This window comes from Streptomyces sp. WZ-12, assembly GCF_028898845.1.
Classification (GTDB): domain Bacteria; phylum Actinomycetota; class Actinomycetes; order Streptomycetales; family Streptomycetaceae; genus Streptomyces.
In genome coordinates, this window is the sequence record NZ_CP118574.1 from 6,253,647 (window position 1) to 6,279,103 (window position 25,457).

General features: G+C 73.7%; 20 protein-coding genes. 14 read left to right on the top strand and 6 right to left on the bottom strand.

The annotated features are described in order from the left end of the window. Positions 1–66 precede the first annotated feature (66 nt). From PV796_RS27060 to PV796_RS27085, 6 genes are all read left to right on the top strand, one after another. Entirely contained in the window at positions 67–1,158 is a 1,092-nt protein-coding gene (locus PV796_RS27060; protein ID WP_274915995.1) for a sialidase family protein, read from the top strand. After that, a complete protein-coding gene (locus PV796_RS27065; RefSeq protein ID WP_274915996.1) occupies positions 1,155–2,489 on the top strand; it encodes an ABC transporter substrate-binding protein in 1,335 nt (444 codons plus the stop codon). Before PV796_RS27060 ends, PV796_RS27065 begins: the two co-directional genes overlap by 4 nt. Beyond that, entirely contained in the window at positions 2,486–3,385 is a 900-nt protein-coding gene (locus PV796_RS27070) for a carbohydrate ABC transporter permease (protein WP_274915997.1), read from the top strand. The genes PV796_RS27065 and PV796_RS27070 overlap by 4 nt, the downstream gene beginning before the upstream one ends. Continuing rightward, positions 3,385–4,239: a carbohydrate ABC transporter permease gene (locus tag PV796_RS27075; protein WP_274915998.1), complete on the top strand. Its 855-nt coding sequence runs from the start codon at positions 3,385–3,387 to the stop codon at positions 4,237–4,239. The genes PV796_RS27070 and PV796_RS27075 overlap by 1 nt, the downstream gene beginning before the upstream one ends. 43 nt (positions 4,240–4,282) lie before the next feature. After that, the gene (gene npdG / locus PV796_RS27080) at positions 4,283–5,038 is read left to right on the top strand and encodes an NADPH-dependent F420 reductase (RefSeq protein WP_274915999.1); all 756 of its coding nucleotides are present in this window, start codon (positions 4,283–4,285) and stop codon (positions 5,036–5,038) included. A gap of 110 nt (positions 5,039–5,148) precedes the next feature. Continuing rightward, positions 5,149–5,367 (top strand): hypothetical protein, encoded by a 219-nt coding sequence (locus PV796_RS27085; protein ID WP_274916000.1) that lies wholly within the window; start codon positions 5,149–5,151, stop codon positions 5,365–5,367. Between the two features lie 13 nt (positions 5,368–5,380). Here PV796_RS27085 and PV796_RS27090 read toward each other — a convergent pair whose 3' ends face one another. Further along, positions 5,381–6,187 carry a site-2 protease family protein gene (locus tag PV796_RS27090; protein ID WP_274916001.1) on the bottom strand — a complete coding sequence of 269 codons (807 nt, stop codon included), beginning with the start codon at positions 6,185–6,187 and terminating at the stop codon, positions 5,381–5,383. 200 nt (positions 6,188–6,387) lie between these two features. On the opposite strand from PV796_RS27090, the gene PV796_RS27095 reads away from it, so the two are divergent. Further along, positions 6,388–9,720 (top strand): BTAD domain-containing putative transcriptional regulator, encoded by a 3,333-nt coding sequence (locus tag PV796_RS27095; protein WP_274916002.1) that lies wholly within the window; start codon positions 6,388–6,390, stop codon positions 9,718–9,720. A gap of 53 nt (positions 9,721–9,773) precedes the next feature. Here the strand turns inward: PV796_RS27095 and PV796_RS27100 are convergent, their stop codons facing one another. The 3 genes from PV796_RS27100 to panB all read right to left on the bottom strand — a co-directional run bounded on the left by PV796_RS27100 (position 9,774) and on the right by panB (position 12,665). Beyond that, positions 9,774–10,604 carry an ABC transporter permease gene (locus tag PV796_RS27100; protein ID WP_274916003.1) on the bottom strand — a complete coding sequence of 277 codons (831 nt, stop codon included), beginning with the start codon at positions 10,602–10,604 and terminating at the stop codon, positions 9,774–9,776. Beyond that, positions 10,601–11,641 (bottom strand): ATP-binding cassette domain-containing protein, encoded by a 1,041-nt coding sequence (locus tag PV796_RS27105; protein WP_274916004.1) that lies wholly within the window; start codon positions 11,639–11,641, stop codon positions 10,601–10,603. The genes PV796_RS27100 and PV796_RS27105 overlap by 4 nt, the downstream gene beginning before the upstream one ends. 94 nt (positions 11,642–11,735) lie before the next feature. Then, positions 11,736–12,665: a 3-methyl-2-oxobutanoate hydroxymethyltransferase gene (panB, locus tag PV796_RS27110; RefSeq protein WP_274916005.1), complete on the bottom strand. Its 930-nt coding sequence runs from the start codon at positions 12,663–12,665 to the stop codon at positions 11,736–11,738. Positions 12,666–12,877: 212 nt separating this feature from the next. Between panB and PV796_RS27115 the strand changes: the two genes are divergently transcribed. The 4 genes from PV796_RS27115 to PV796_RS27130 all read left to right on the top strand — a co-directional run bounded on the left by PV796_RS27115 (position 12,878) and on the right by PV796_RS27130 (position 17,871). Continuing rightward, complete coding sequence (locus PV796_RS27115; RefSeq protein WP_274916006.1) at positions 12,878–14,509, top strand: MFS transporter; 1,632 nt, start codon at positions 12,878–12,880, stop codon at positions 14,507–14,509. Next, positions 14,506–15,171 carry a TetR/AcrR family transcriptional regulator gene (locus PV796_RS27120; RefSeq protein ID WP_274916007.1) on the top strand — a complete coding sequence of 222 codons (666 nt, stop codon included), beginning with the start codon at positions 14,506–14,508 and terminating at the stop codon, positions 15,169–15,171. The genes PV796_RS27115 and PV796_RS27120 overlap by 4 nt, the downstream gene beginning before the upstream one ends. 328 nt (positions 15,172–15,499) lie before the next feature. Next, on the top strand, positions 15,500–16,420 hold the full coding sequence (locus PV796_RS27125; RefSeq protein ID WP_376567432.1) for an endonuclease/exonuclease/phosphatase family protein: 921 nt from the start codon (positions 15,500–15,502) through the stop codon (positions 16,418–16,420). A gap of 197 nt (positions 16,421–16,617) precedes the next feature. Further along, the gene (locus tag PV796_RS27130) at positions 16,618–17,871 is read left to right on the top strand and encodes an MFS transporter (protein WP_274916009.1); all 1,254 of its coding nucleotides are present in this window, start codon (positions 16,618–16,620) and stop codon (positions 17,869–17,871) included. On the opposite strand, the gene PV796_RS27135 is transcribed toward PV796_RS27130, so the two are convergent. After that, positions 17,843–19,597 (bottom strand): NAD+ synthase, encoded by a 1,755-nt coding sequence (locus tag PV796_RS27135; protein WP_274916010.1) that lies wholly within the window; start codon positions 19,595–19,597, stop codon positions 17,843–17,845. The genes PV796_RS27130 and PV796_RS27135 overlap by 29 nt on opposite strands. 112 nt (positions 19,598–19,709) lie before the next feature. Continuing rightward, positions 19,710–21,659: a multicopper oxidase family protein gene (locus PV796_RS27140; RefSeq protein WP_274916011.1), complete on the bottom strand. Its 1,950-nt coding sequence runs from the start codon at positions 21,657–21,659 to the stop codon at positions 19,710–19,712. 466 nt (positions 21,660–22,125) lie between these two features. Between PV796_RS27140 and PV796_RS27145 the strand changes: the two genes are divergently transcribed. The 3 genes from PV796_RS27145 to glnA all read left to right on the top strand — a co-directional run bounded on the left by PV796_RS27145 (position 22,126) and on the right by glnA (position 25,444). Beyond that, positions 22,126–22,887: a DUF998 domain-containing protein gene (locus tag PV796_RS27145; RefSeq protein ID WP_274916012.1), complete on the top strand. Its 762-nt coding sequence runs from the start codon at positions 22,126–22,128 to the stop codon at positions 22,885–22,887. Next, positions 22,884–23,771, top strand: coding sequence for an alpha/beta fold hydrolase (locus PV796_RS27150; protein ID WP_274916013.1), 888 nt, complete (start codon positions 22,884–22,886; stop codon positions 23,769–23,771). The genes PV796_RS27145 and PV796_RS27150 overlap by 4 nt, the downstream gene beginning before the upstream one ends. Before the next feature lie 311 nt (positions 23,772–24,082). After that, the gene (gene glnA, locus PV796_RS27155; protein WP_274916014.1) at positions 24,083–25,444 is read left to right on the top strand and encodes a type I glutamate--ammonia ligase; all 1,362 of its coding nucleotides are present in this window, start codon (positions 24,083–24,085) and stop codon (positions 25,442–25,444) included. Positions 25,445–25,457: the final 13 nt, after the last annotated feature.

Genomic DNA, 25,457 nt, shown 5'->3' on the forward strand with positions numbered 1-25,457 from the left:
TTGGGCGCTCTTTATGGTCCGCAGGATAAGGGACATCCTACGTCCGGCCCGTGCAGGGGGTGACCCGTGACGTATGCCAGCTCCGTGCCGTACCGGGCGGGGACCGAGAGGTATGCCAGCTTCCGGATCCCGGCCGTGGTGCGGGCGCGCTCCGGGGCGGTGCTGGCGTTCGCCGAGGGGCGGGTCGACTCGGCCGGTGACGCGGGCCACATCGACATCGTGCTCAAGCGCTCCACCGACGGCGGCCGCACCTGGGGCCCGCTCCGCCGCGTCGCCCGCAACGGCACCGCCACGGCCGGCAACCCCGCCCCCGTGGTCCTCGCCGGCGGCCGGGTGCTCCTGGTCCACGTCCGGGCCGCCGCCGACGCCACCGAGGACCGGATCTGCCGCGGCCTGGTCCGGCCCGCCGACGGCCGCCGGGTCTGGCTCCAGCACAGCGACGACGACGGTGAGAACTGGAGCCCACCGCGGGAGATCACGGACCGGACCAAGCCGCCGGAGTGGCGGTGGTACGCCACCGGGCCGGGGCACGCCCTCCGGTTGCGCCACGGCCCGCACGCCGGCCGGCTGGTCGTCCCCGCCAACCACTCCGTTCCGCCCACCGCCCCCGGGGACACCGGCACCGAGCCCCGCTACCAGGGCGGGCACCTGCTGCTCAGCGACGACGACGGCGCCACCTGGCGGATCGGCGCCGCCGGCCTCGGGGCGGCCGCGACCGTCGCGCCCAACGAGACCACCGCCGCCGAACTCCCCGACGGCACCGTCTACCTCAACGCCCGCAACGCCGCGACGGCCGCCTGGCGCCGCCTGGACGCGGTCTCGACGGACGGCGGGGAGCGCCTGGCCGCCCCCTTCCGGCCGCAGGCGGGGCTGGCCGGCCCGCAGGTCCAGGGCAGTGTCCTGCACCTCGACGACCGCGGCGCACTGCTCTTCTCCGGCCCCGCGCACCCCGACGCGCGCGCCCTGATGACCGTCCGCGCCAGCCGGGACGGCGGGCTGACCTGGCGGCCGGCGCACACCGTCGACGGGCGGCCGGCAGGCTACGGTGACCTCGTCCGGCTCGACCGGGACACCGTCGGACTCCTGCACGAGACGGGCGACTTCAGCGCCTACGAGACCCTCACCTTCCGTCGCATCCCCCTGGACGGGCTGGTGTGACCGGCGCGGGCGCCCCGCGCGGCGCGGTCCGTCGTCGCACGGTCCTGGGCGGGGCGGCGGCGGCCGGGTGCGCGCTCGCCGGCTGCGGCGCCGGCGGCGCTGGCGCGCCCCGGGTGCGGCGGAGGGGGCAGCGGATCACCCTCACCTTCTGGACCTGGGTGCCGGGCATCGACCGGCCCGTTGACCTGTGGAACCGCCGCAACCCCGAGGTCCAGGTCAGGGTCGAGAAGGTGTCCGCGGTCAACGGCGAGCAGTACGCGAAGATGCACGCCGCCATCAAGGCCGGCAACCCGCCCGACCTGGGCCAGATCGAGTTCCCGGTGATCCCCAGCTTCCTGTTGGACAACGGGCTGCGCGACCTCGCCCCACTGGGCGCCGCCCGGCACCGCGGGGCGTTCCTGGCCTGGCAGTGGCGGCAGTCCGTCTTCGGCCCGGGCATCTACGCCATCCCGCAGGCCAGCGGCCCGATGGGGCTCTTCGTCCGGCAGGACCTCTTCGACCGGTGGGGCGTGCGGGTGCCGCGGACGTGGGCGGAGTACGCGGTGGCCGCCGAGGCGGTCCGGCGGCACGGCGCCTGGATCGAGACCTTCGCGCCGACCAACGGGAACCGCTTCGCCGGCCTGGCCTGGCAGGCCGGCGCCAAGTGGTTCGCCACCCGGGGCGACACGTGGATCGTCCACCTCGACGACGGGCCCACCCGCAGGGTCGCCGACTTCTGGGAGGCGCTGGTCCGCCGCGGGCTGGTCAAGACCATCCCGGACCGCCGGGACGCCTGGTACAAGGACCTCCAGACCGGCGCCATCTCCGCCTGGGTGGGCGCCAGTTGGGGCGACGCCCTGCTGGCCGGCAACGCGCCCGGCACCAAGGGGAGCTGGCGGGCCGCCCCGCTGCCCCAGTGGCGTCCCGGCGAGCGGGCCTCCGCCAACTGGGGCGGCTCCACCACCGCCGTCTTCGCCGCCGCCCGCTACCCGAGGGACGCCCTGGACTTCGCCCTCTGGCTGAACACCGACCCGGAGTCGATCGCCCTGCTCCTCAGGGGCGGTTACGGCTTCCCCAGCGTCACGTCCGGCTACCGCCCCGCCGCCCTCGACGCCGACCGGGACTTCTTCGGCGGCCAGGCGTACGGGGCGGTCTTCGCCGACGCGGGCGCGCACGTGGACACCAGTTGGCAGTGGGGGCCGGACGTGGACGCGCTCTTCCAGGACCTCGGGGACGCCCTCACCGACGCGCTCGCGGACGGCAGTTCGTTCCGTTCGGCACTGGCGAAGGTGCAGCGGCGGACCGTCGCCGACCTGCGGGACAAGGGCCTGAAGGCGGAGGCCGGCGGATGAGCGGGCGCCGCGGGCGGGGCGCGCGGGCCGCGGCCGGCTTCGTGCTGCCGTTCCTCGCCCTCTTCGCGCTGTGCTACCTCGCTCCGGTCTGCTACGCGGTGTGGACCAGCCTGCGGCGCACCGTGCGCACCGGCCCGCTCGGCCTGGGGCGGCAGCACGAGGTGTTCGCCGGTCTCGCCAACTACGGCCGCGCGTTGGCCGACGACCGATTCCTGGCCGGCTTCGGCCGGGTGCTGCTCTTCGGCGCCGTGCAGATCCCGTTGATGACGGCGCTGGCCACCGTCCTTGCGCTGCTCCTGGACAGCGCCGCCGCCCGTTGGGTGCCCTTCTTCCGCGGCGCGTTCTTCCTGCCGTACGGGGTGCCGGGGGTGATCGCCTCGATCCTGTGGGGCTTCCTCTACGTCCCCGGCCTCAGCCCGTTGGTGCGGATCGCCCAAGCGGTCGGCTGGGACGTCGACTTCCTCTCCCGGGGCAGCGTGCTGTGGGCCCTCGCCAACATCGTCACCTGGCAGTTCACCGGCTACACCATGCTGGTGCTGATCGCCCAGCTCAAGTCCGTGCCCGGCGAGTTGTACGAGGCGGCGCGGATCGACGGCGCGAGCGGCTGGCAGGTGGCCCGGCACATCAAACTGCCGCTGATCCGGCCGGCGTTGGTGCTCACCACGGTCTTCAGCATCATCGGCACCCTCCAACTGTTCGCCGAGCCGATGGTGCTGCGCCCGCTGACCTCCTCCATCGACTCCGGCTACACCCCCAACCTGCACGCCTACAGCGAGGCGTTCGTCGGCGGCAACGCGCACCGGGCGGCGGCCGAGGCGGTGCTGCTGGCGTTGGTGGCGTGCGCGGCCTCGTTCGGCTTCCTGCGGCTGGTCGGCGGGCGCGGGAGGCAGCCCTGATGAGCGCCCAGGCCGCCACGGTCCGCCACCGGATCATCACCGCCTCCCTGTTGGCCGTCGCCGCCCTCTATTTCCTGGCGCCCGTCTACTGGTTGGTCGTCTCGGCCACCAAGAGCAGCGCCGATCTCTTCGGCACCTTCGGCTTCTGGTTCTCCGCCCACCCGCGGCCGGTCCGGTACCTCACCGATGTCCTCGCCTACGACCACGGCGTCTACCTCCGCTGGTTCGCCAACTCCCTGCTGTACGCGGGGCTCGGCGCGCTCTGCGCCACCCTGCTGTCGGCCGCGGCGGGCTATGCGCTGGCCAAGTTCCCGTTCCGGGGCCGGGAGACGGTCTTCGGACTGGTGCTGGCCGGGGTGCTGATCCCGAGCACCGCGCTGGCGCTGCCGCTGTACTTCCTCTTCAGCGCGCTGGGGCTGGCCGACACCTACTGGGCGGTGCTGATCCCCAGTGTGGTCAGCCCGTTCGGGGTGTACCTGTGCCGGATCTACGCGGCCGCCGCGGTGCCGGACGCGCTGCTGGAGGCGGCCCGGATCGACGGGGCGGGCGAGGGCCGGATCTTCGCCGGGCTGGGGCTGCGGCTGATGGGGCCGGCGCTGATCACCGTCTTCCTGTTCCAGTTCGTGCACATCTGGAACAACTACTTCCTGCCGCTGGTGATGCTCTCCGACTCCGACCTCTACCCGGTCCAACTGGGCCTGACCACCTGGATCGGCTACGCCGACCGGCAGCCGGTTCTCTACCAGTACACGGTCGGCGGCGCGCTGCTGTCGGTGCTGCCGCTGATGGTCCTGATGACGGTCCTCCAGCGGTACTGGCGCACGGGGTTGACCGAGGGGAGCGTCAAGGCGTGACCGCGCCGCGAGGGCCGGGCCGCGGCGTGACAGTATCGCTGTCATGACTACTTCTGACGCTGCTGCGACCCCGTCCGCGACCCCGTCCGCCGGTTCGTCCGACGCCGCCAAGCCGGCCGCCCGCGACCCCTGGGCCCTGCCCGACGTCTCCGGCCTGGTGATCGGTGTGCTCGGCGGCACCGGCGACCAGGGCCGCGGCCTGGCCTACCGGTTCGCCCGGGCCGGCCACAAGGTGATCATCGGCTCCCGGGCCGCCGAGCGCGCCCAAGCGGCCGCCGCGGAGCCCCTGTTGGGCGGCCTGGGCGTGGAGGGCGCCGCCAACGCCGACTGCGCGCGGCGCAGCGACGTGGTGATCGTCGCGGTGCCCTGGGAGGGCCACGCCAAGACGTTGGAGGCGCTCCGCGAGGAACTGGCCGGCACGTTGGTGATCGACTGCGTCAACCCGCTCGGCTTCGACAAGAAGGGCGCCTACGCGCTCAAGCCGGAGGAGGGCAGCGCCGCCGAGCAGGCCGCCGCGCTGCTGCCGGAGTCCCGGGTCACCGCAGCGTTCCACCACCTCTCCGCGGTGCTGCTCCAGGACCCGGAGATCGCCGAGATCGACACCGACGTGATGGTGCTGGGCGAGAGCCGGGCCGACACCGACCTGGTGCAGGCGCTGGCCGGCCGCATCCCGGGGATGCGCGGGGTCTTCGCCGGCCGGCTGCGCAACGCCCACCAGGTCGAGTCGCTGGTCGCCAACCTGATCTCGGTCAACCGCCGCTACAAGGCGCACGCCGGGCTGCGGGTCACCGACGTCTGAGCCGTCCGCTGAGCTCCCCCGCCCGGTACGGGCGGGGGAGGGGGCGGCGCGAGCGTCGCGGGGCATTTGGGACACTGGTGCCGACCGCACGACCGACAGGAGTCGACCCCATGCCCTCGCTGCCCCCGCCCGGACCGGACCGGCGCCTCGCGCTGCTCTCCCTCGCCGTGTGCCTGCTCGCCGCCGCCGCGGCGGTGGTGTCCTTCGTCCGGGGCAGCTTCGTGGGCATCGTCTGGGTCCTGATGGCCGGCGTCTCCAGCAACATGGCGTGGTTCTACCTGCGCAGGGCGAAGCTGGCCCGGGCCCGCCAGGCGGAGGCGTCCGGCTGACCCGCCGGGGCCCTCACCCCACGCCGCCGACCTGCGGCACCTGCGGCTCGCCCTGCCAGAAGCGGAAGAACTCCTGGCCCCAGTAGGTGTCCCAGGCCGGCACGCCCAGCCCCCGCAGGACGGTGTGCACCAGCTCGAAGAAGACCTGGTTGACCTCCGGGACCCACAGCAGCCCGAAGACCACCAGCATCCCGAACGGCGCGAACGGCTCGACCTGGCGTCGCAGCCCGCGGGACAGCCATGGTTCGAGCACGCCGTAGCCGTCCAGCCCGGGCACCGGCAGGAAGTTCAGGATCGCCGCGGTCACCTGGAGCAGGGCCAGGAACGCCAGCGCGTAGCGGAAGGTGTCCGGGATGCCGTCCAGGGCGCCCAGCCAGAACGGCGCGCTGATCACGACCGCGAAGAGCACGTTGGTCAGCGGGCCGGCGGCCGAGATCAGGCTGTGCCGCCAGCGGCCCCGGATCCGGTCGCGTTCGATGAAGACCGCGCCGCCCGGCAGCCCGATCCCGCCCATGATCACGAAGAGCACCGGCAGCACGATGCTCAGCAGCGCATGCGAGTAGACCAGCGGGTTGAGGGTGAGATAGCCCTTCGCGCCGACCGTGAGGTCGCCGCCGTGCAGCGCGGTGCGGGCGTGCGCGTACTCGTGCAGGCACAGCGACACCACCCAGCCGGCGACCACGAACAGGAAGACCGCGAAACCGGTGTTGGCCGCGAGCGTGCCGCTCCACACCGCCCATCCGGAGACCGCGAGGACGGCGACGAGCGCGAGGAAGACCGGATGGACGCGGCGTTCGGCGCGCGGGACGGCGGTGGTCATCGGTGCGGGGCTCCAGGGTCGTTCGGGGGCGGGATCCGGCCGGGGCCGGGCGGGCCGCCCCCGACCGTATCCGCGGTGCGGCCGTCGGCGCACGGGCCGTGGCGATCGGCCGCCCCGGGCGCGGGCCGGTGAGGGCGTCCCGTTTCCGCAAAACGCGGCTCGGTACGCGGGGAGTTCCGGCGGCGGGCGACAATGTCCCGGTGCGCTACGGAATTCTCGGCACCACCCAGGCCGGCCGGGCCGACGGTACCCCCGTCGCCCTCGGTGGCGCCCGGCTGCGCGCGCTGCTCGCCGCGCTCGCGCTGCACCCCGGCCGGGCGCTGCCCGCGGACGCCCTGATCGCCGACGTCTGGGGCGCGGACCCGCCGGCCGACGCCCCCGGCGCCCTCCAGGCGCTGGTCGGCCGGTTGCGCCGCGCCCTGGGCCGGTCCGCGATCGCCTCCGTCGACGGCGGCTATCTGCTGTCCGCCGAGCCGGACGCGGTGGACCTGCACCGCTTCGAGCGGCTGACGGCGGAGGGCGGCCGGGCGCTGGACGCCGGCGACCCGGCCCGGGCGGCCGCCCTGCTGGACGAGGGCCTGGCCCTCTGGCGCGGCCCGGCCCTGGTGGACCTGCCCGACGCGGCCATGGAGGCGGCCCGCGCCGAGAGCCGCCGGCTGGATGCCCAGCGGCTCCGGCTCGCCGCCGACCTGGACCTGGGCCGGGCCGCCGCGGCGCTGCCGGCGCTGACCGCGCTCTGCCAGGACCGCCCGCTGGACGAGCCGCTCCAGGTGCTGCGGCTGCGCGCGCTGCGGGACGCCGGTCGCTCTGCCGAGGCGCTCGCCGCCTACGAGGAGATACGCACCGGCCTCGCCGACCGCCTGGGCGCCGACCCCGGCCCGGAGCTGCGCGCCCTCCACGCCGAACTGCTGCGACCCGACCTCGCCGCGGCGCCCGCGCCGCCGCCCCCGCCCGCCCCGTCGCCCGCCGCCACGCCCCTGACCGGCAATCTCCGGGCCCGCCTCACCTCCTTCGTCGGCCGGGAGCAGGACCTGGCCGCACTCCGCGGCGACCTGGCCGCGCACCGACTGGTGACGCTGCTGGGCCCGGGCGGCGCCGGCAAGACCCGGCTCTCCCAGGAGGGCGCCGAGAGAGCCGCGGCCGCGCTGCCGGACGCCTGGCCGCACGGCGTCTGGCTGGCCGAGCTGGCGCCGGTGGACGATCCGCGGACGGTGCCGGAGGCGGTGCTGACCGCGCTCGGCGCCCGCGAGACGGTGGTCCTCGGCACCACCGCCGACGGGCTGCGGCACGCCTCCGACGTGACGGACCCGCACGCCCGGCTCGCCGAACACTGCACGGGCCGCCGGATGTTGCTGGTGCTGGACAACTGCGAGCACGTCATCGACGCCGCCGCGGAGCTCGTCGAGCGGCTGCTGACCGCCTGCCCGGGCGTGACCGTGCTGGCCACCAGCCGGGAGCCGCTGGCCGTACCGGGCGAGGTGGTGCGGCCGGTGGAGCCGCTGCCCGACCCGGTGGCGCTGCGGCTGCTGGCCGACCGCGGGGCCGCCGCCCGCCCCGGCTTCGACGTGGCGGCCGACGCGGAGACCGCGGCGGCCTGCGCGGAGATCTGCCGCCGGTTGGACGGGCTGCCGCTGGCGATCGAACTGGCCGCCGCCCGGCTCCGGATGATGACGCCCCGCCAGATCGCGGACCGGCTCGACGACCGCTTCCGGCTGCTCACCACCGGGAGCCGCACCCTGCTGCCGCGCCAACAGACGCTGCGTGCGGTGGTGGACTGGTCCTGGGACCTCACCGACGCGCCCGAACGGGCGGTGCTGCGGCGGCTGTCGGTCTTCGCCGGCGGCTGCGAACTGGCCGCCGCCGAGGAGGTCTGCGCGGGCGACGGCGTCGCCGCCGATGAGGTCGCCGGGCTGCTCGGCTCGCTGATCGACAAGTCGCTGGTGGTCGCCGCCCCGGGCGACGGCGACGGCACCGGGCAGATGCGCTACCGGCTGCTGGAGACGGTGGCCGAGTACGCCGGCGAGCGGTTGGACGAGGCCGGCGAACGGGCCGCCGTGGAGCGCCGCCACCTGGTCGCCCACCGCGAACTGGCCCGTACCCTCGACCCGTTGCTGCGCGGCCCGAAGCAGCGCGGCGCGATCGACCGGCTGGAGCTGGAGCACGACAACCTGCGCACCGCGCTGCGCCGCGCCATCGCCGCCCGTGACGAGCAGGAGGCGCTGTGCCTGGTGCTCTCCCTGCAGTGGTTCTGGTCGCTGCGCGACCACCGGGGCGACGCCCGCACCTGGGCCGCGGCCGTCGGCGAACTGGGCCCCAACCCCTTCGTCGCGCCCGTCGAACCGGCCCCCGACCTGCATGTGCAGCCCATCGACGCGCCCCCGCCGATGCCCCCCGAACTGCTGCTGGAGGCCCGTCGCCAGGTCCGGCTGGTGTCGCTGTCCGCCATGGACAGCGACCTGGAGGCGCTGCGCCGCCCGGATATGCAGCAGGAGCTGGCCGGGATCATCGCCGCCTACCGGGGCGGGATGCCGCAGACCTGCAAGGTGCCCGGGGTGATGTGGTACTACGCGGTGCTGATCGACGGCCGCTGGGAGGAGCTGGCCGAGCTGGTCGACGTCGCCGTCGAGGCGTGCCGCGGCCACGGCTACGACTGGGAGTTGGCCTACGTCCTGCAGATGCGCTCGAAGGTGCTCAACGACCATGCCGGCGGCCTGGACCAGGCGATGCTGGACGCCGACGAGGCGCTGCGGATCTTCCTGCGGCTCGGCGACGGCTGGGGCGCGGCGGAGGCGCTGGCGGGGCGCGGCGAGAGCGCCGAGAAGCGCGGCGACTTCGACGCCGCGGCGCGCGACTACCGGGCGGCGATGGTGCACGCCGAGGATCTGGGCGCGCACGGCCAAACCCTGGTGCTGCGGGCCCGGTTGGGCGCGGTGATGATCGAGGACGGCCGGCCCGAGGACGGTGAGCGGCTGCTGCGGGAGGTGCTGGCCGAGGCGGAGGACCGGCACAGCGGCCGGGACGCGGTGCCGTTCACCCGCATGACGCTGGCCATGTGGTTGCAGGTGGCCGGGCGCACCAAGGAGGCCCGTCGCGAACTCCTCCTGGTGCGGGACGCGTTCGCCGCGCACGGCCCGGACATCTTCCGGGGGGTGCTGGAGGGCTCGCTGGTCTCGCTGGACGTGGACGAGGGGCAGCACGGCCCGGACCTCCTGGTCAGGGCGCGCAGGGCGATCGCGCTGACCCGGGACCCGCTGGCGCAGATCGTCGCGCCGGACCTGCCGCTGGTGCAGTTGCTGACCGGCGCCCGGGCGCTGCTGGCGGTGCGCGGCGCGGACGCGGCGCGGGACGCGGCCCGGCTGGTCGGCGCCTACGAGGCGGGGCGGGCCCGCTCGCACATGGTGCCGCGGATCATTCGGGACGAGCGCGCCCGCACCGAGGCGGCCGCCCGCGCGCTGCTCGGCGACGCGGCGTACGCGGCCGCGCTGGCCGAGGGCGGCGAGCTCTCGCTGGACGAGGCCACCGCCCTCATCTGACGCGAGCCGGGCGGGCGTTGACCGCCCGCGGGAGGCCCCCGCGGGCGGTTGCGTCAGGTCTTGGTGCGGAACTTCCGCACGGCCAGCGGCATGGTCACGGCGGTGATGGCGACCGCCCAGCCGAGCGTGATCAGCGCCGGGTGGGCCACCGCGCCGTGGCCGTTGATCAGCGCGCGGGCCGCGTCGGCGAGGTTGGACAGCGGGTTGACCTTGGTGAAGCCCTCCAGCCAGCCGGGCATCGACTGCGTCGGCGCGAAGATCGACGAGCCGAACTGGAGCGGCATCAGCACCAGCATCGCCATGCCCTGCACCGCCTGCGGGGTCTTCACGCTCAGCCCCAGCAGGATGAAGATCCACATCAGGGCGGCGCCGAAGAGCGTGGACAGCGCGATCGCAGCCACGAACTCCAGTACCGAGCCGCGTATTTCCAGGCCCAGCGCGAAGCCCATGCCCAGCAGGATCGCGGTGGCCAGCAGCATCCGGCCGACCTCGACGACGATCTTGGCTATCAGGACCGAGGACCGGGCGATGGGCATCGTCCGGAAGCGGTCCATCACGCCCTTGCGGAAGTCCTCGTTGACGCCGGAGCCCACCGCCATGGCGATGTTCATGCCCATCATCGCCATCATGCCGGGCACCAGGTACTGCACGTACTCGTGCTGGTTGCCCTTGCCGGCGATGGCGCCGCCGAAGACGTAGACGAACAGCAGGATGAAGACGATCGGCATCAGGAGCGCGTCGAAGAGCGTCTCCGGGTCGTGCTTGATCTGCACGAGGTTGCGCCGGGCCAGCGCGCCGATGTGCCGCAGATTGCTGCGCAGGCCGATCCGGCCCTCGTCGGTGGTGGGTCGGGCGGTGCCCGTCGTGATCGTGGCGGCGCTCATGCCCCCACCTCCGCGTACTGCTCGTGTTCGTCGGACGGCTGCGCGCCGTCCGCTTCGTCGGTCCCGCTGCTCTTCTGGCCGGTGACGGCCAGGAACACCTCGTCCAGGCTGGGCAGGTGGGTGCTGATGCCGGCCAGCGCGAAGCCGTGGGCGCCGAGCACCCCGACCACCGCGGTCAACTGCTCGTCGCTGAGGATCGGCACGTTGACCACGCCCTCGGCGTGGTCGGCGGTGGCCCCGCCGACGCCGTCCAGGCCGGCCTGGGCCAACGCGCCCGTCATCCGGTCCAGTTCGCCGGTGTCGGCCGGCCGGATCTGCAGCGTCCGCCCGCCGACCTTGGCCTTCAGCTCCTCGACCCGGCCCTCGGCGATCACCCGGCCGCGGTCGATCACCGCGAGCTCGTGGGCGAGTTGCTCGGCCTCCTCCATGTACTGGGTGGTCAGCAGGACGGTGGCGCCCTCGCGGACCATCCGCTGGACCTCCTCCCACACCTCGTTGCGGGTGCGCGGGTCCAGGCCGGTGGTCGGCTCGTCCAAGTAGAGCACCGAGGGGCGGCCGATCATCGAGGCGGCCAGGTCGAGCCGGCGGCGCATGCCGCCGGAGTACTTCCCGGCCGGTCGCTTGGCGGCCTCGGTGAGCGAGAACCGCTCCAGCATCTCGTCGGCGCGGGCGCGGGCGTCCTTGCGGCCCAGGTCGAGCAGGCGGCCGATCATGTAGAGGTTCTCGAAACCGGAGAGCTTCTCGTCGACCGAGGCGTACTGTCCGGTCAGGCCGATCCGGCGGCGCAGCGCGCGGGGCTGGCGCACCACGTCGAAGCCGGCCACCACGGCGCGGCCGGCGTCCGGCACCAGGAGGGTGGACAGGCAGCGTACGAGGGTGGTCTTGCCGGCGCCGTTCGGGCCGAGCACACCGAGCACGGTGCCCTCCTGCACGTCCAGGTCCACCCCGTCGACGGCCTTCACCTCGCCGAAGTGCTTGACCAGACCGCGCACCTCAACGGCGTTGCCGCCCCTGGTGTTCTTCGTCTGTCGCGTCATGCCCCCAACAGTGCCAGGGACCACCGACAACGCACCGACAGGCCGCCGACAGCCGGTGGACAACGGCGGCCGGCGGCCTGTCGGCCGGACTCTCCTAGTGGAAGGTGTGCTCGGCGGCGGGGAACGCGCCGCCGACCACGTCCTCGGCGAACTCCTTGGCCGCGCCGCCCAGCAGTTCGCGCAGGTTCAGGTACTGCTTGACGAACTTCGGCACCCGGCCCGCGGTGAGGCCCGCCATGTCCGTCCACACCAGTACCTGGGCGTCGCACTCGGCGCCGGCACCGATGCCGACGGTGGGGATGTGCAGCGAGCGGGTCACCTCGGCGGCCAACTCGGCCGGCACCGCCTCCAGCACCACCGCGAACGCCCCGGCGTCCTGCACCGCCTTGGCGTCCCGCAGCAGTTGCTGGGCGGCCTCCTCGCCGCGACCCTGGACCGGGTAGCCGCCGTAGGCGTGCACCGACTGCGGGGTCAGCCCGACGTGCGCCATGACCGGGATGCCGGACGAGACCAGCAGCTCCACCTGGTGCGCGGAGCGCTCCCCGCCCTCCAGCTTGACGGCGCCCACCCCGGCCTCCTTGACCAGCCGGGTGGCGCTGCGCAGCGCCTGGACCGGGCCCTCCTGGTACGAGCCGAACGGCAGGTCGGCGACGACCAGGGCGCGGGTGGTGCCGCGGACCACCGCCGCGGACAGCACGGTGATCTCGTCCAGCGTGACCGGCACGGTCGACTCGTAGCCGAGATGGCAGTTGCCCATCGAGTCGCCGACGAGCAGCACCGGGATGCCGGCGTCGTCGAAGACCGAGGCGGTCATCGCGTCGTAGGCGGTGAGCATCGGCCACTTCTCGCCGCGCTCCTTGGCGGCGGCGATGTCGCGGACCGTGATCCGCCGCGAACGGGTGCCCCCGTAGAGGGACTTGGGGTTCTCCTTGCCGGCCTTGGCGGCGGACCCGCCGGCGGGCTGGGCGGCGGGCTCCTGGGATGCCCCCGTGGCCGATTTCCGGGCAGGCGAAAGCTGCGTCATGGTGACGGCTCCTGTTTCCTCATCTCGAAGCACCCTGACGGTGTCTCCGGACTCCCGTCCATGCTGGCACGGCCCGCCCGGGGAGCAAAAGGGGGCGGCCGGAGCGGCCGGTCCCCCCGCAGGCGGAGGGCGTTCCCGCGAACCGGTGGTACCTCCCGACGCTCCTGTCAATACGGAACGGTTCCGTATCGGAAGCGGCGTATGGTGGCGCCATGGCCACCTCACCGACGCCACCCGACGCACCCGGCGCTCCCGCGGCCCCCCGCATCCCCGAGCACATCCACCGGCGGCGCTGGGTGATCCTCACCGTCCTGATGCTCAGCCTGCTGATCGTGGTGCTGGACAACTCGATCCTCAACGTCGCGATGAAGACCATCGCGACCCCGGCCCCGCACGGCCTCGGCGCCACCCAGAGCGAGCTGGAGTGGGCGATCAACGCCTACACGCTGGTCTTCGCCGGCCTGCTGTTCACCTCCGGTCTGCTCGGCGACCGCCTCGGCCGGAAGAAGGTGCTCCTCTTCGGCCTGGCGGTCTTCGGCACCGGCTCGGTGCTCGCCGCGGTCTCCTCCTCACCGGCCCAACTCATCGCCTTCCGCGCCCTGATGGGCCTCGGCGGCGCCTTCGTCATGCCGGCCACCCTCGCCATCTTGATGAACGTCTTCGAACGGGATGAGCAGCCGCGGGCGATCGGCGTGTGGGCCGGCGGCGTGGGCTTGGCCATCGCCGTCGGCCCGATCGCCGGTGGGCTGCTGCTCGACCACTACTGGTGGGGCTCGGTCTTCCTGATCAACGTCCCGATCGTGCTGTTCGCGCTGGGCACGATGGTGATCCTGGTGCCCGACTCCAAGGACCCCGCCCCCGGGCGGCTCGATCCGCTCGGCGTGCTGCTCTCCGTGGTCGGCCTGGTCCTGCTCGTCTACGGGATCATCAAGGGCGGTCAACTCGCCGACTTCACCGACCCGGTGGTGCTGGCCACGGTCCTGTCCGGCCTAGTGGTGCTGGCCGGCTTCGTCGTCCACCAGAAGCGCAGCGACCACCCGTCCATCGACATCGGCTACTTCCGCAGGCCGGCCTTCTCGGCCGCGGTCACCGCCATCGCGCTGGTCTTCTTCGCGCTCATGGGCGTCACGTTCTTCATCGTCTTCTACGTGCAGAGCGTGCGCGGCTACAGCCCGTTGGACTCGGGGCTGTTGATCCTGCCGCTGGCCGCCGCGCAGTTGATCTTCGCGCCGCGGGCCCGGCTCGCGGTGGACCGGTTCGGCGCCCGCGCGGTGTGCACCGTCGGCATGCTCGTGGTGGCCGTCACCATGGCCGGGATGCTGCTGCTGGGGAGGACCACCCCGATCTGGGTGCTGGAGGCGCTGTTCTTCTTCCAGGGCACGGGGATGGCGCACATCATGCCGCCGGTCACCGTCACGATCATGCAGTCGCTGCCGCGCGAGAAGGCCGGCTCCGGCTCGGCGCTGAACAACATCTTCCGGCAGGTCGGCGGCACCCTCGGCGTCGCCGTCCTGGGCTCGCTGCTGTCCACCAGCTACCGCACCGGCATCCAGGGCACCGTCGACGCGCTGCCCGGCCTGCCCGGCCCGGTGCGGGACGCGGCCGGCGAGTCCATCGAGGCCACCCTCGGCCTCGCCGCCCGACTGGACCCGGCACTCGCCCGCCCGCTGATCGCCCGGGCCGACGACGCCTTCCTGCACGCCATGCACGTCACCGCGCTGGGCTCGGCGGTCGTCTCGATGCTCGGGGTCCTGGTGGTCGCGGCATTCCTGCCGGGCAAAATGGCCCCGGCTCCACATCCGACGGAGCCGCAGGACGGACGGAAGGCGGGCGCAGCGCGATGAAGGCGGCGGAAGACGGCGGGTCGGCGCGCGGGCCGCGCGCGGGGGCGCCGGCTCCCGCGCGCCGGGGCCGCCCGCGCAGCGCCGCCGCCGGCTCCGCCATCGTCGAGGCGGTGCTCCGCCTGATCGAGGACGGCGTCCCGATAGGGGAGCTCTCCATAGAGCGGATCGCCCGCGAGGCCGGCGTGGGCAAGGCCACGCTCTACCGCCGCTGGTCCGGCAAGAGCGCGCTGCTGCTCGACGTGATGCGGTCCCTGGACGCGCCCGACCCGCCGCTGCTGGGCCGCTCGGTCCGCGAGGACCTGGTGGCGCTGCTGGAGTTCTGGCGCCACCGCGGCCTGGCCAAGCGCAGCTCCGCGGTGCTGCGCACGGTCGTCAGCCACGTCGAGGCCCAGCCCGAGTTGTGGACGGAGTACCACGAGACGGTGGTCCGGGCCCGGCACGAGGCGCTCATAGGGGTGCTGCGGCGCGGGATGGCCACCGGGGAGGTCCGCACCGACCAGGACCTGGAGACCCTCGCCGACCTCTTCGTCGGCCCGATGTTGGCCCGCGCCCTGCTGCGCGAGTGGCGGGAGCTGCCCGAGGGGTTCGCGGAGGCCATCGTCGACACGGTGCTGGAGGGCGTCCGGCCCCGTCCCGCGCTGCCGGACGCGAAGGCCGGGTGACCCTCGGCGGGGGGACGTGTGACCGGACCATGCCCGTTCTGTCACAGCCGCCGTCACGAAGCGTCGATCCGGAACCCGAGGCGTCGGACGGCCCGTCATCCCTTGCGGAACGTCGAAGAGGGTCCGGCGGCACGCGGATCTAAGAGAGCGTTTCACCGCCATCACCTAGGGTCGATGATCACAGGTGAGGCGCACCGGAGCAGGGCGGCAAGGCAGTGAGGACAGCACAATGGCGCAGGCGTACGTGACGCAAGCGGGACAGGGCCAGGGGCCCGAGCGGACCGGCTCCCGGCCGGGGCGCCTGCGCAACTGGTGGCGCAGGGAGGGGATGTGGCGCCGCGGCATCATCCTGGCGGTGCTCGCGGTGGCCCTCGGGCTGGCGATGGTGTTGCACGCCCGGATCCCCAACACCGTGGGAAATCTGGGCAGTTTGCTGGAGACCTTCCTGCCGTGGCTGGGGCTCGGCGTCCCGCTGCTGCTGCTCTGCGCGCTGTTGCGCCGCTCGGCGACGGCGCTGGTGGCGCTGGTGCTGCCGGCCGTCGCGTGGGTCGCGCTCTTCGGCGGGCAGATCACCGACAAGTCCGGCACCGGCGGCAACCTCACCGTGCTCACCCACAACGTCGACGCAGGCAACCCCGATCCGGCCGGCACCGCCCGCGACATCGTGGCCTCCGGCGCGGACGTGGTGGCCCTGGAGGAGCTGACCGGCACGGCGCTGCCCACCTACCGCGCGGGCCTGGCCGCGACCTACCCGTACCACACGGTGCAGGGCACCGTCGGCCTGTGGAGCAAGCGCCCGCTGGCCGATATCCGCCCGGTGGACATCAAGATCGGCTGGGTCCGGGCGCTGCGCGCCACCCTCACCGCAGCCGACGGCCGACAGATCGCCGTCTACGTCGCGCACATGCCGTCCGTGCGGGTCCACGTCGACAAGGGCTTCACCGCGAACCAGCGGGACGGCAGCGCCCGGGCGCTCGGCGAGGCGATCGCCGCCGACCCGGTCCGCCAGGTGATGCTCCTCGGCGACCTCAACGGCACCATGAACGACCGCTCACTGGCCCCGCTGACCTCCCAGCTCCGCTCCGCCCAGGGGGCGGCGGGCGACGGCTTCGGCTTCAGTTGGCCGACCGACTTCCCGATGGCCCGGATCGACCAGATCCTGGTGAAGGGCATCGACCCGGTCAAGGCGTGGGTGCTGCCGGCGACCGGCAGCGACCACCGGCCGGTGGCGGCGACCCTGAAGGTCTAAAGGAGCGCGGCCGGGCCAGAGGCCCGCGCCGGTCGGACGGCCCCCGGGACGTCCCGCCGACGCGGGCTTTTCACATGCCGTTTTCGCGTCGGAATACTGGGCCTGGAACACTTTGTTCCGTACTCGAACTTAGGCGTTCCGCGCAGAACGCCCGCGCGGTGCACCGCGCACCTCCCCCCAACCCCGAAAGGTTCTCCATGCCCTTGGCTCTGCTCGCGCTCGCGATCTCGGCCTTCGGTATCGGCACCACCGAGTTCGTGATGATGGGCCTGCTGCCCGACGTCGCGGACGATCTGGGCACCTCCGTGCCCACCGCCGGCTACCTCGTCTCCGCCTACGCCCTCGGCGTCGTCATCGGCGCCCCGCTCCTGACGGCCCTCGGCTCCCGCGTGCCCCGCAAGCGGATGCTGGTGGCACTGATGGCGGTCTTCACGGTCGGCAACCTCGCCTCCGCCCTGGCCCCCACCTTCGGCCTGCTGGTCGCCGGCCGGCTGCTGGCCGGGCTGCCGCACGGCGCGTTCTTCGGCGTCGGCGCGGTGGTCGCGGCCCGGATGGTGCACGAGGGCCGCCGGGCCCGCGCGGTGGCGACCATGTTCCTCGGCCTGACCATCGCCAACATCGTCGGCGTGCCCGCCGCCACCCTGCTCGGCCAGCACCTCGGCTGGCGCGCCACCTTCCTCGTCGTGGCCGTCATCGGCCTGGTCGCGATGGCCGCCCTGGCCCGGCTGATCCCGCCGCTGCCCGCCGAGGCGCGCACCGGCCTCGGCGGCGAGCTGCGCGCGCTCGGCAACCGCCAAGTGCTGCTCGGCCTGCTCACCACCGTCTTCGGCTTCGCCGGCGTCTTCGCCGTCTACAGCTACCTGGCGTCGATGATGACCGAGGTCACCGGCTTCGCCGCCGGCACCGTCCCGGTGGTCCTGGCGCTGTTCGGCATCGGCATGACGCTGGGCGCGCTGGCCGCCGGGCCGCTCACCGACCGGGCGCTGCGCCCCACCCTCTACGCCGCCCTCGGTGCGCTCGCCGTCGTCCTGACCGTCTTCCACTTCGTCGCGACGGTGAAGTGGGCGGCGCTGGTCAGCGTCGTCCTGATCGGCGCGGTCGGCTTCCTGACCACCACACCGCTGCAGATGCTGGTGATGAACAAGGCCCAGCACGCGCCCACCCTGGCCGCCGCCTCCAACCAGTCGGCGTTCAACCTCGCCAACGCCGGCGGCGCCTGGATCGGCGGCCTGGTCCTCTCGGCGGGCTGGGGCTGGACCTCGCCCACCCTGGCCGGCGCGGTACTGGCCGCCGCCGGCCTGGTGGTGGCGCTGGTCGCCGGCCTGCTGGACCGCGGCGCCCCCGAGACCACCAAGATCGTGGCGCGCGGCGGCGAGGGCGAGCCGGGGCCGGCGGCCCCGGACCGGGCGGCGGCGGACGCCGTCACGCCCCCTCTCGCCAGTGGTTCGTGATCGGCAGCCGCCGGTCCTTCCCGAAGCCCTTGGCGGAGATCTTGGTGCCGGGCGGGTACTGCCGGCGCTTGTACTCGGCGCGGTCCACCAGCCGCAGCACCCGGGTCACCAGCGCCGCGTCGAAGCCCTGCGCCACGATCTGCGCCCGGCCCAGGTCACGGTCGACGTACAGCTCCAGGACCCGGTCCAGCACCGGATAGTCCGGCAGTGAGTCGGTGTCGACCTGGCCGGGCCGCAGCTCGGCGCTGGGCGGCTTGCTGAGCGTGTGCTCCGGGATCGGCGGGGTCTGGCCGCGCTCGGCGGCGGCCCGGTTGCGCCAGTGCGCCAGCTCGTAGACGACCGTCTTGTAGACGTCCTTGATCGGGCCGTAGCCGCCGACCGAGTCGCCGTAGAGCGTCGAATAGCCGCATGCCAGCTCGGACTTGTTGCCCGGCGCGAGCACCAGGTGCCCCTCCTGGTTGGAGATCCCCATCAGGATCGTGCCGCGCAGCCGCGACTGGAGGTTCTCCTCGGCGAGCCCGGTCAGCCCCAGCGCCCCCAGGTAGGCGTCGAACATCGGCCCGATCGGCACCGTGCGGAAGTGCAGCCCCGTACGGCGGGCCAACTCGGCGGCGTCGTCCAGGGAATGCTGGGAGGAGTAGCGCGAGGGCATCGCCACCGCGTGCACCTGGCCGGCACCCAGCGCGTCGCAGGCGAGCGCGGCCACCAGCGCGGAGTCGACGCCGCCGGACAGCCCGAGCACCACGCTGCCGAAGCCGTTCTTGGCGACGTAGGCGCGCAGCCCCACCACCAGCGCGGTGTAGACCTCCTCCAGATCGTCGAGCCGCGCGGCGATCCCGCCCGCCGTCTGCGGCGGGTACGGCGCCAACTCCTTTGCGGAGAGCACCACATGGTCCACCCGCAGCCCGTCGTCCAGCACCCCGGACGGCGGTTCGGGCGCCGCGGCGGGCAGCTCCAGATCGAGCAGCACGCACCCCTCGGCGAACTGCGGGGCTCGCGCGATCACCCCGCCGTCCCGGTCGACGACGATCGAGTCGCCGTCGAAGACCAACTCGTCCTGACCACCCATCATCGCCAGATACGCGGTGGTGCAGCCGGCCTCCTGGGCCCGCTTGCGGACCAGCTCCAGCCGGGTGTCGTCCTTGTTCCGCTCGTACGGCGAGGCGTTGACGGACAGCAGCAGCCCGGCGCCGGCGCTGCGCGCGGCCGGCACCCGCCCGCCCTCCTGCCACAGGTCCTCGCAGATGGCCAGCGCCACGTCGACGCCGTGGACCCGGATCACGGGCAGGGTGTCGCCGGGGACGAAGTAGCGGAACTCGTCGAAGACGCCGTAGTTGGGCAGGTGGTGCTTGGCGAAGGAGAGCGCGACCGCGCCGCGGTGCAGCACCGCCGCCGCGTTCTGCGGCGCGCCGGCCGGCCGGCCGTAGCGGGGCAGCGCCTGTGCGCAGCGGTCGAGGTAGCCGACGACGACGGGGACGTCGCCCAGCCCCTCCGCGGCCAGCCGGCCGGCGAGTTCGGTCAGCGCGGCCCGGCTGGCCGTCACGAACGAGGCGCGCAGCGCGAGGTCCTCGACGGGGTAGCCGGTCAGCGCCATCTCGGGGAAGGCGACGAGGTGCGAGCCCTGGCCGGCGGCGTGCCGGGTCCAGTGCACGATCGTCTCGGCGTTCCGCGCGATGTCGCCGACACAGGAATCGATCTGATTGAGGGCGAGACGAAGTTGAGGCACCCCGCCAGTCTAATCGTCTTTCTGACGCAATGGGGGTGCGACGCCGTGCCGCGGCCCCCTGCGACGACGTCACAGGGGGCCGCGGTGGAGACGGGGAGTCCGGTCCCGGCGGTCACTTCTGCCGGTAGCCGAGGACCGTCATCATCCCGGACTCCGAGTGGTAGATGTTGTGGCAGTGCAGCATCCACAGCCCGGGGTTGTCGGCGTCCAGGTCCACGGCCAGGCGCTCACCGGGCCGCATGATCGTGGTGTCCTTGCGCGGCCCGCCGTCGGGGAGCGTGAAGCTGTGACCGTGCAGGTGCATCGGGTGCCACATCTTCGTGCGGTTGCGGAACACCAACCGCACCCGCTCTCCCTCCCGGACCGGGTAGCGCTGCGACGGGGTGTACGGGCGCCCGTTGATCGCCCAGTTGAAGCTCCGCATGTTGCCGTTGAGCCGCAGGCTGATGGTGCGGTCCGGTTGCCGGATCCGGGCCCGCACGCTCTCGTCCGCCCGGAGCCGGTCCGCGGTCATCAGCCGCCCCTCCAACTCCCTGGGGTGGGCCGACGCATCCGGAGCCCGGCCGCTCGCGGTGCGCAGCACGGCTAGCGCGCTCTTGCCCGGACCCTTGCTGTCGGCGATGGCGACCAGCGGGAAGACCCCGGACCCGGCGGTGACCAGGACGTCGTAGCGCTCGGCCATGCCGATCAGCAACTGCTCGGCGCGGGCGTGCTCCACGGGGTGGCCGTCGGTGTGCGTGACGGTCATCCGGTGCCCGCCCAGCGCCACCCGGTAGGCGGTGTCGCCGCCGGCGTTGATGAAGCGGATCCGGATCCGGTCGCCGGGCCGGCACCGGAAGGTCTCCGGCGCCCTCTTCGTGCGGCCGTTGATGAGGTGGTAGGGGTAATTCACGTTCCCGGGCATGCTCTTCAGCACGGCGCTGTGGCTGCTGTCGCTCAGGAGGCGGCTGGGCCCGGAGCGGCCGTCGTGTCTTGGACCGTCGTCGCGGCGCGCCCCGCGGCCCGCCCGTGCCGCGGGCATGGGCGCGGCGCCCACGGCCGCGCGGGTGCTCGTGCCCGGCAGCGGCACGTCGCCCAGGCCGACGTCGTGCAGGCTCTGGTCCGCCAGGCCCAGGCCCAGGGTGCCCAGGCGCGAGCCGTCCACGTCGGGCACGAGCCGGTCGAGGTCCACGTTGGGGAAGACCGCGGGTCCCCAGCCGGGGGGCCTGGTTTCGCCGCCCGTGCTGTCGTGTTCGTCGCGGTCGTGGCGCTCGGGGCTGCTGGTGCTGTGCCCGGCGCCGTGGTCGTTCGTGCGCCCGTGGCCGTGGTCGGATCCGGGTCCGGCCATGGCGCTGTGACCGCCTCCGTGGTCGGAGCCGTCGTGCCCGTGCATGGAGCCCCGACCGTGGTTGAGCTCGTTCAGCACGGTGTCCGGGTTGCTGCCGTCCACCCCGTCGAGCCAGTCGTCCAGGACGACCACCCACTCGTGGTCGTACTCCAACGGCTCCCTGGGGTCGTCGATGATCAGCGGGCCGTAGAGCCCGTGGTCCTGCTGGACGCCGACGTGCGGATGGAACCAGTAGGTGCCCGGATCGGGGACCCGGAAGCGGTAGTGGAAGGAGCTGCCGGGCCTGATGGCGCGCTGGGTGATGTCGGGGACGCCGTCCATGTCGTTGCGCAGCCTGAGCCCGTGCCAGTGCACCGTGGTCGACTGCGGGAGGTGGTTGACGAAGGTCATCGACAGGGTGTCGCCCGCGGTGACCCGGATCTCCTTGCCCGGCAGTTGGTCGCCGTACACCCAGGTGTCGACGGACAGGCTGCCGAGGTCGATCCGGGCCTTCTGGGCCTCCATGTGCAGCCGGCGCACCCGCCCGGAGTCGTTGCGCCGGCGCTCGACCTCGGCGACCTCCGGGCCGCGCGGGTCGACGTAGCGGCCGCCGCGTGCGTGGTCGTGGGCGCGCCGGGCGTCCGGGCGTGGGGTCGCGCTGGCGGTACCGGCGGACGAGGCCAGCAGGCCGCCGCCGGCGACCGCGATGCCCGCGCTGAGCAGGGCGCGTCTGGAGTGTGTGGAAGGAGAGTCCATGAGTTGAGCACCTCGTGGCGAAGTCAGGGAACGGGGAGCGAGAGCGACCGCGGACCCCGGTAGGTGCGAGATCTCCCGGCCCGGCCTGACGGGGGCGCCGCGGAGAGCCGGGGCGGGGCCGGGGCGGGGGACCGTCGGGGAGGCCGGGCGGGTGGCGGGAAGTGCTCCGGCGCACTCAGCCGGCGGTCGGGCGCGGCCTGGTTGACGCGCTGGCCGGGGATATCGGCCACCGGCCGCGCGGTGGGCGACCGGGCCGGGTGGCGGCCCTGCGGTGATCACCCATCGCGCACCTCTCGACGGTCGGAGACCTGCACGGCGCACCCTGGGCCCCGGGGCCCACCCCGGAGGTGACCCATCGCGCCGCGCTCGCCGCGCCCCGTGGACCGCCCGCCTATTCTTGGCCTTCCCTCGCCCCCGGCGAACCCGGCATTCCGGACGAATCGTCGGTTTCCACCCGAACACCAGGATGTCCGTGCGCCCGACCCGCCCCGCCCCCGGTGCCCGTACGGCGGCCGCCGCCGTGCTGTTCCTCGGCGCGCTCGCCTACACCGCCTGGGTGTTGGAGCTGGTGATCGCCACCGGTCTGGACCCGGTGCGGGCGTACGTGAGCGAACTGGCCGCCGCGGACCAGCCGCTGGGCGGACTGTTCCGGGCCACCGACCTGGTCGCCGGGCTGCTGGTGCTCCTCGGCGCGCTGCTCGCGCTCGCCGCGACCCGGCGGCGGCCCTGGACGACCGCCGGCCTGGCCGCGCTGGCCCTGTTCGGCGCCGCCACCGCGCTGGACTCCCGACTGCCGCTGAGCTGCCCGCCCATCAGCGACCCGGTCTGCGCCGCCCGGGAGACCGCCGGGCTGGTCCCGGCCACCCACACCGCGCACGCGGTCAGCAGCACCCTGGCCATGCTGGGCGCGCTCGCCGCGCTGATCCTGCTCACCGTCGCCGCCCGCCGGTACGGCCAGTGGCCCGCGCTCGCCCGCCTCGGCCCGGCGCTGGTGCTGGCCGAACTCGCCGCCACCGCCTGGACGATGGCCGAGATCGCCGTCCTCACCGCGGGCCGGGCGACCTGGGCGCTCGGCGTCGGCCAGCGCCTCCAGGTGCTGCTGGTCGCCGTCTACCTCGCCGTGCTCGCCGGCTGCCTGGCCCGCCCCGACACCCGGGTCCGGCCCGACCCTCCGTCCGTACCGACGCCGCGCCCAGCGGACCCGCCGCCAGGAGACCGAGCCCCATGAACCGCTCCGCAGAACCCCGCCCCGCCCCCGGCCGGATGGTGCGCGTCGGCGGGCTGCCGCTGCACGTGCTGAGCGAGGGCCGCGGCCCCGTCGTCGTGCTCAGCGGCGGCCTCGGCATGGCCTGGTTCGACTGGGACGCGGTCGCCGCGCTGCTCGTCCCGCACCGCACCGTCGTCCGCTTCGACCGCCCCGGCCTGGGCCTGAGCGCCCCGGCCGGCGGACCGCCCGACCTGGCCGGCGAGGCGGACCGGATCGCCGGACTGTTGGACGCGCTCGACTACCGGGAGCCGGCCACCGTCGTCGGCCACTCGCTGGCGGGCTTCCACGCCGAGGCGTTCGCCCGGCTCCACCCGAACCGCTGCGCCGGGCTCGTCCTCGTCGACGGCAGCGTCGAGGAGGACCCGCGGCCCCGACTGCCGCGCGCCGTGCGGACGGCGTGGGCCGGCGCGCTGGCCCGGGCGCTGTCGGCCGCCGGGATGCCGCGCGCCCTCGGGCCCGCCACCCGGCGGCTGATCGGGCGCGCCACCACGGTCGGCAGCCACCCGCCGCACCCGTGGGAGGCCGCCGGCTACCGCACCAGCCGGGTCGTGCGCGCCTGCGTCCTGGAGAACGCCACCTACCCCTACCAGGCCGCCGACCTCGCCGCGCTGCGCGCGGACCGCCCGCTGCCCGCCGTCCCGGTCGCCGTCCTCGCGGCCCACGACGGCGGGGGCGGCGCCCGCGACCAGCGGTGGTTGGCCCGCCAGCGGGCGCTCGCCGAGCTGTTGGGCGGCCGCTGCACGGTCGCCGCCCCGGCCGGCCACCTGATGATGGCCGACGCCCCGGAGACCATCGCCCGCGCCGTACTGGACCTCGCCGCCGACCCGGCGGCCCCGGAACGCTGACGCTCCGCGCCGCAGTCCGGCAACGACCGCCGGAACAACCGCCGGAAGGGCAAGGAACGGGCCGCTCAATACCCGGTCAACGGCCCCCCACGCCGCCTCCAAGACTGGATCAAGCCGCCCGGAATGTGGCCGTCGGCCGCGCAGACCCGGCCTCGCGCGGGGAAGATGCCTGGCGCGGGCGGACGGAGAACGGTTCTGATTCAGGCCAAGGGTGCGTAATGTGACGGTAACCCCCTGACGTGATACTGGTGGGCCACGACGCGATGATCCCCGCGTGGACAGGCCGAATGACCTGCAAGGATTGGTGAACCATGGACAAGCAGCAGGAGTTTGTGCTCCGGACCCTGGAAGAGCGCGACATCCGCTTCGTCCGGCTGTGGTTCACCGACGTCCTGGGCTTCCTGAAATCCGTCGCGGTGGCCCCGGCCGAGCTGGAGCAGGCCTTCGACGAGGGCATCGGCTTCGACGGCTCCGCGATCGAGGGCTTCGCCCGGGTCTACGAGTCCGACATGATCGCCAAGCCGGACCCGGGCACCTTCCAGATCCTGCCCTGGCGCGCCGAGGCCCCCGGCACCGCCCGGATGTTCTGCGACATCCTGATGCCCGACGGCTCACCCTCCTACGCCGACCCGCGCTTCGTCCTCAAGCGCATCCTGGCCAAGACCTCCGACCTCGGCTTCACCTTCTACACCCACCCCGAGATCGAGTTCTTCCTGCTCAAGGACAAGCCGGTGGACGGCTCCCGGCCGATCCCCGGCGACTCCTCCGGCTACTTCGACCACACCCCGCAGAACGTCGGGATGGACTTCCGTCGGCAGGCCATCACCATGCTGGAATCGATGGGCATCTCGGTGGAGTTCAGCCACCACGAGGGCGCCCCCGGCCAGCAGGAGATCGACCTGCGCTACGCCGACGCGCTCTCCACCGCCGACAACATCATGACCTTCCGGCTGGTGATGAAGCAGGTCGCGCTGGAACAGGGCGTGCAGGCCACCTTCATGCCCAAGCCCTTCTCGGAGTACCCGGGTTCGGGCATGCACACCCACCTCTCGCTCTTCGAGGGCGACCGCAACGCCTTCCACGAGTCCGGCGCCGAGTACCAACTCTCCAAGGTGGGCCGCTCGTTCATCGCCGGCCTGCTCCGGCACGCCGCCGAGATCTCCGCCGTCACCAACCAGTGGGTCAACTCCTACAAGCGCATCTGGGGCGGCGCCAACCGCACCGCGGGCGCCGGCGGCGAGGCCCCCTCCTACATCTGCTGGGGCCACAACAACCGCTCCGCGCTGATCCGCGTCCCGATGTACAAGCCCGGCAAGATGGGCTCCACCCGCGTCGAGGTCCGCTCCGTGGACTCCGGCGCCAACCCGTACCTGGCGTACGCGGTGCTGCTCGCGGCCGGCCTGAAGGGCATCGAGGAGGGCTACGAACTCCCGGCCGGCGCGGACGACGACGTGTGGGCGCTGTCCGACTCCGAGCGCCGGGCGATGGGCATCGAGCCGCTGCCGCAGAACCTCGGCGAGGCCATCGAGTTGATGGAGCGCAGTGAGCTGGTGGCCGAGACGCTGGGGGAGCACGTCTTCGACTTCTTCCTGCGCAACAAGAAGCAGGAGTGGGAGGAGTACCGTTCGGAGGTCACCGCCTTCGAGCTGCGGAAGATGCTGCCGGTGCTCTGAGGCCGGACCACCC

What these genes read in the sequence shown, in the direction of transcription:
- PV796_RS27140 (WP_274916011.1), bottom strand. Translation starts at nt 21,659, where the DNA reads ATGGACTCTCCTTCCACACACTCCAGACGCGCCCTGCTCAGCGCGGGC.
- PV796_RS27125 (WP_376567432.1), top strand. Translation starts at nt 15,500, where the DNA reads ATGTGGCGCCGCGGCATCATCCTGGCGGTGCTCGCGGTGGCCCTCGGG.
- PV796_RS27085 (WP_274916000.1), top strand. Translation starts at nt 5,149, where the DNA reads ATGCCCTCGCTGCCCCCGCCCGGACCGGACCGGCGCCTCGCGCTGCTC.
- PV796_RS27070 (WP_274915997.1), top strand. Translation starts at nt 2,486, where the DNA reads ATGAGCGGGCGCCGCGGGCGGGGCGCGCGGGCCGCGGCCGGCTTCGTG.
- PV796_RS27075 (WP_274915998.1), top strand. Translation starts at nt 3,385, where the DNA reads ATGAGCGCCCAGGCCGCCACGGTCCGCCACCGGATCATCACCGCCTCC.
- panB (WP_274916005.1), bottom strand. Translation starts at nt 12,665, where the DNA reads ATGACGCAGCTTTCGCCTGCCCGGAAATCGGCCACGGGGGCATCCCAG.
- PV796_RS27105 (WP_274916004.1), bottom strand. Translation starts at nt 11,641, where the DNA reads ATGACGCGACAGACGAAGAACACCAGGGGCGGCAACGCCGTTGAGGTG.
- PV796_RS27090 (WP_274916001.1), bottom strand. Translation starts at nt 6,187, where the DNA reads ATGACCACCGCCGTCCCGCGCGCCGAACGCCGCGTCCATCCGGTCTTC.
- PV796_RS27150 (WP_274916013.1), top strand. Translation starts at nt 22,884, where the DNA reads ATGAACCGCTCCGCAGAACCCCGCCCCGCCCCCGGCCGGATGGTGCGC.
- npdG (WP_274915999.1), top strand. Translation starts at nt 4,283, where the DNA reads ATGACTACTTCTGACGCTGCTGCGACCCCGTCCGCGACCCCGTCCGCC.
- PV796_RS27120 (WP_274916007.1), top strand. Translation starts at nt 14,506, where the DNA reads ATGAAGGCGGCGGAAGACGGCGGGTCGGCGCGCGGGCCGCGCGCGGGG.
- glnA (WP_274916014.1), top strand. Translation starts at nt 24,083, where the DNA reads ATGGACAAGCAGCAGGAGTTTGTGCTCCGGACCCTGGAAGAGCGCGAC.
- PV796_RS27145 (WP_274916012.1), top strand. Translation starts at nt 22,126, where the DNA reads ATGTCCGTGCGCCCGACCCGCCCCGCCCCCGGTGCCCGTACGGCGGCC.
- PV796_RS27115 (WP_274916006.1), top strand. Translation starts at nt 12,878, where the DNA reads ATGGCCACCTCACCGACGCCACCCGACGCACCCGGCGCTCCCGCGGCC.
- PV796_RS27130 (WP_274916009.1), top strand. Translation starts at nt 16,618, where the DNA reads ATGCCCTTGGCTCTGCTCGCGCTCGCGATCTCGGCCTTCGGTATCGGC.
- PV796_RS27100 (WP_274916003.1), bottom strand. Translation starts at nt 10,604, where the DNA reads ATGAGCGCCGCCACGATCACGACGGGCACCGCCCGACCCACCACCGAC.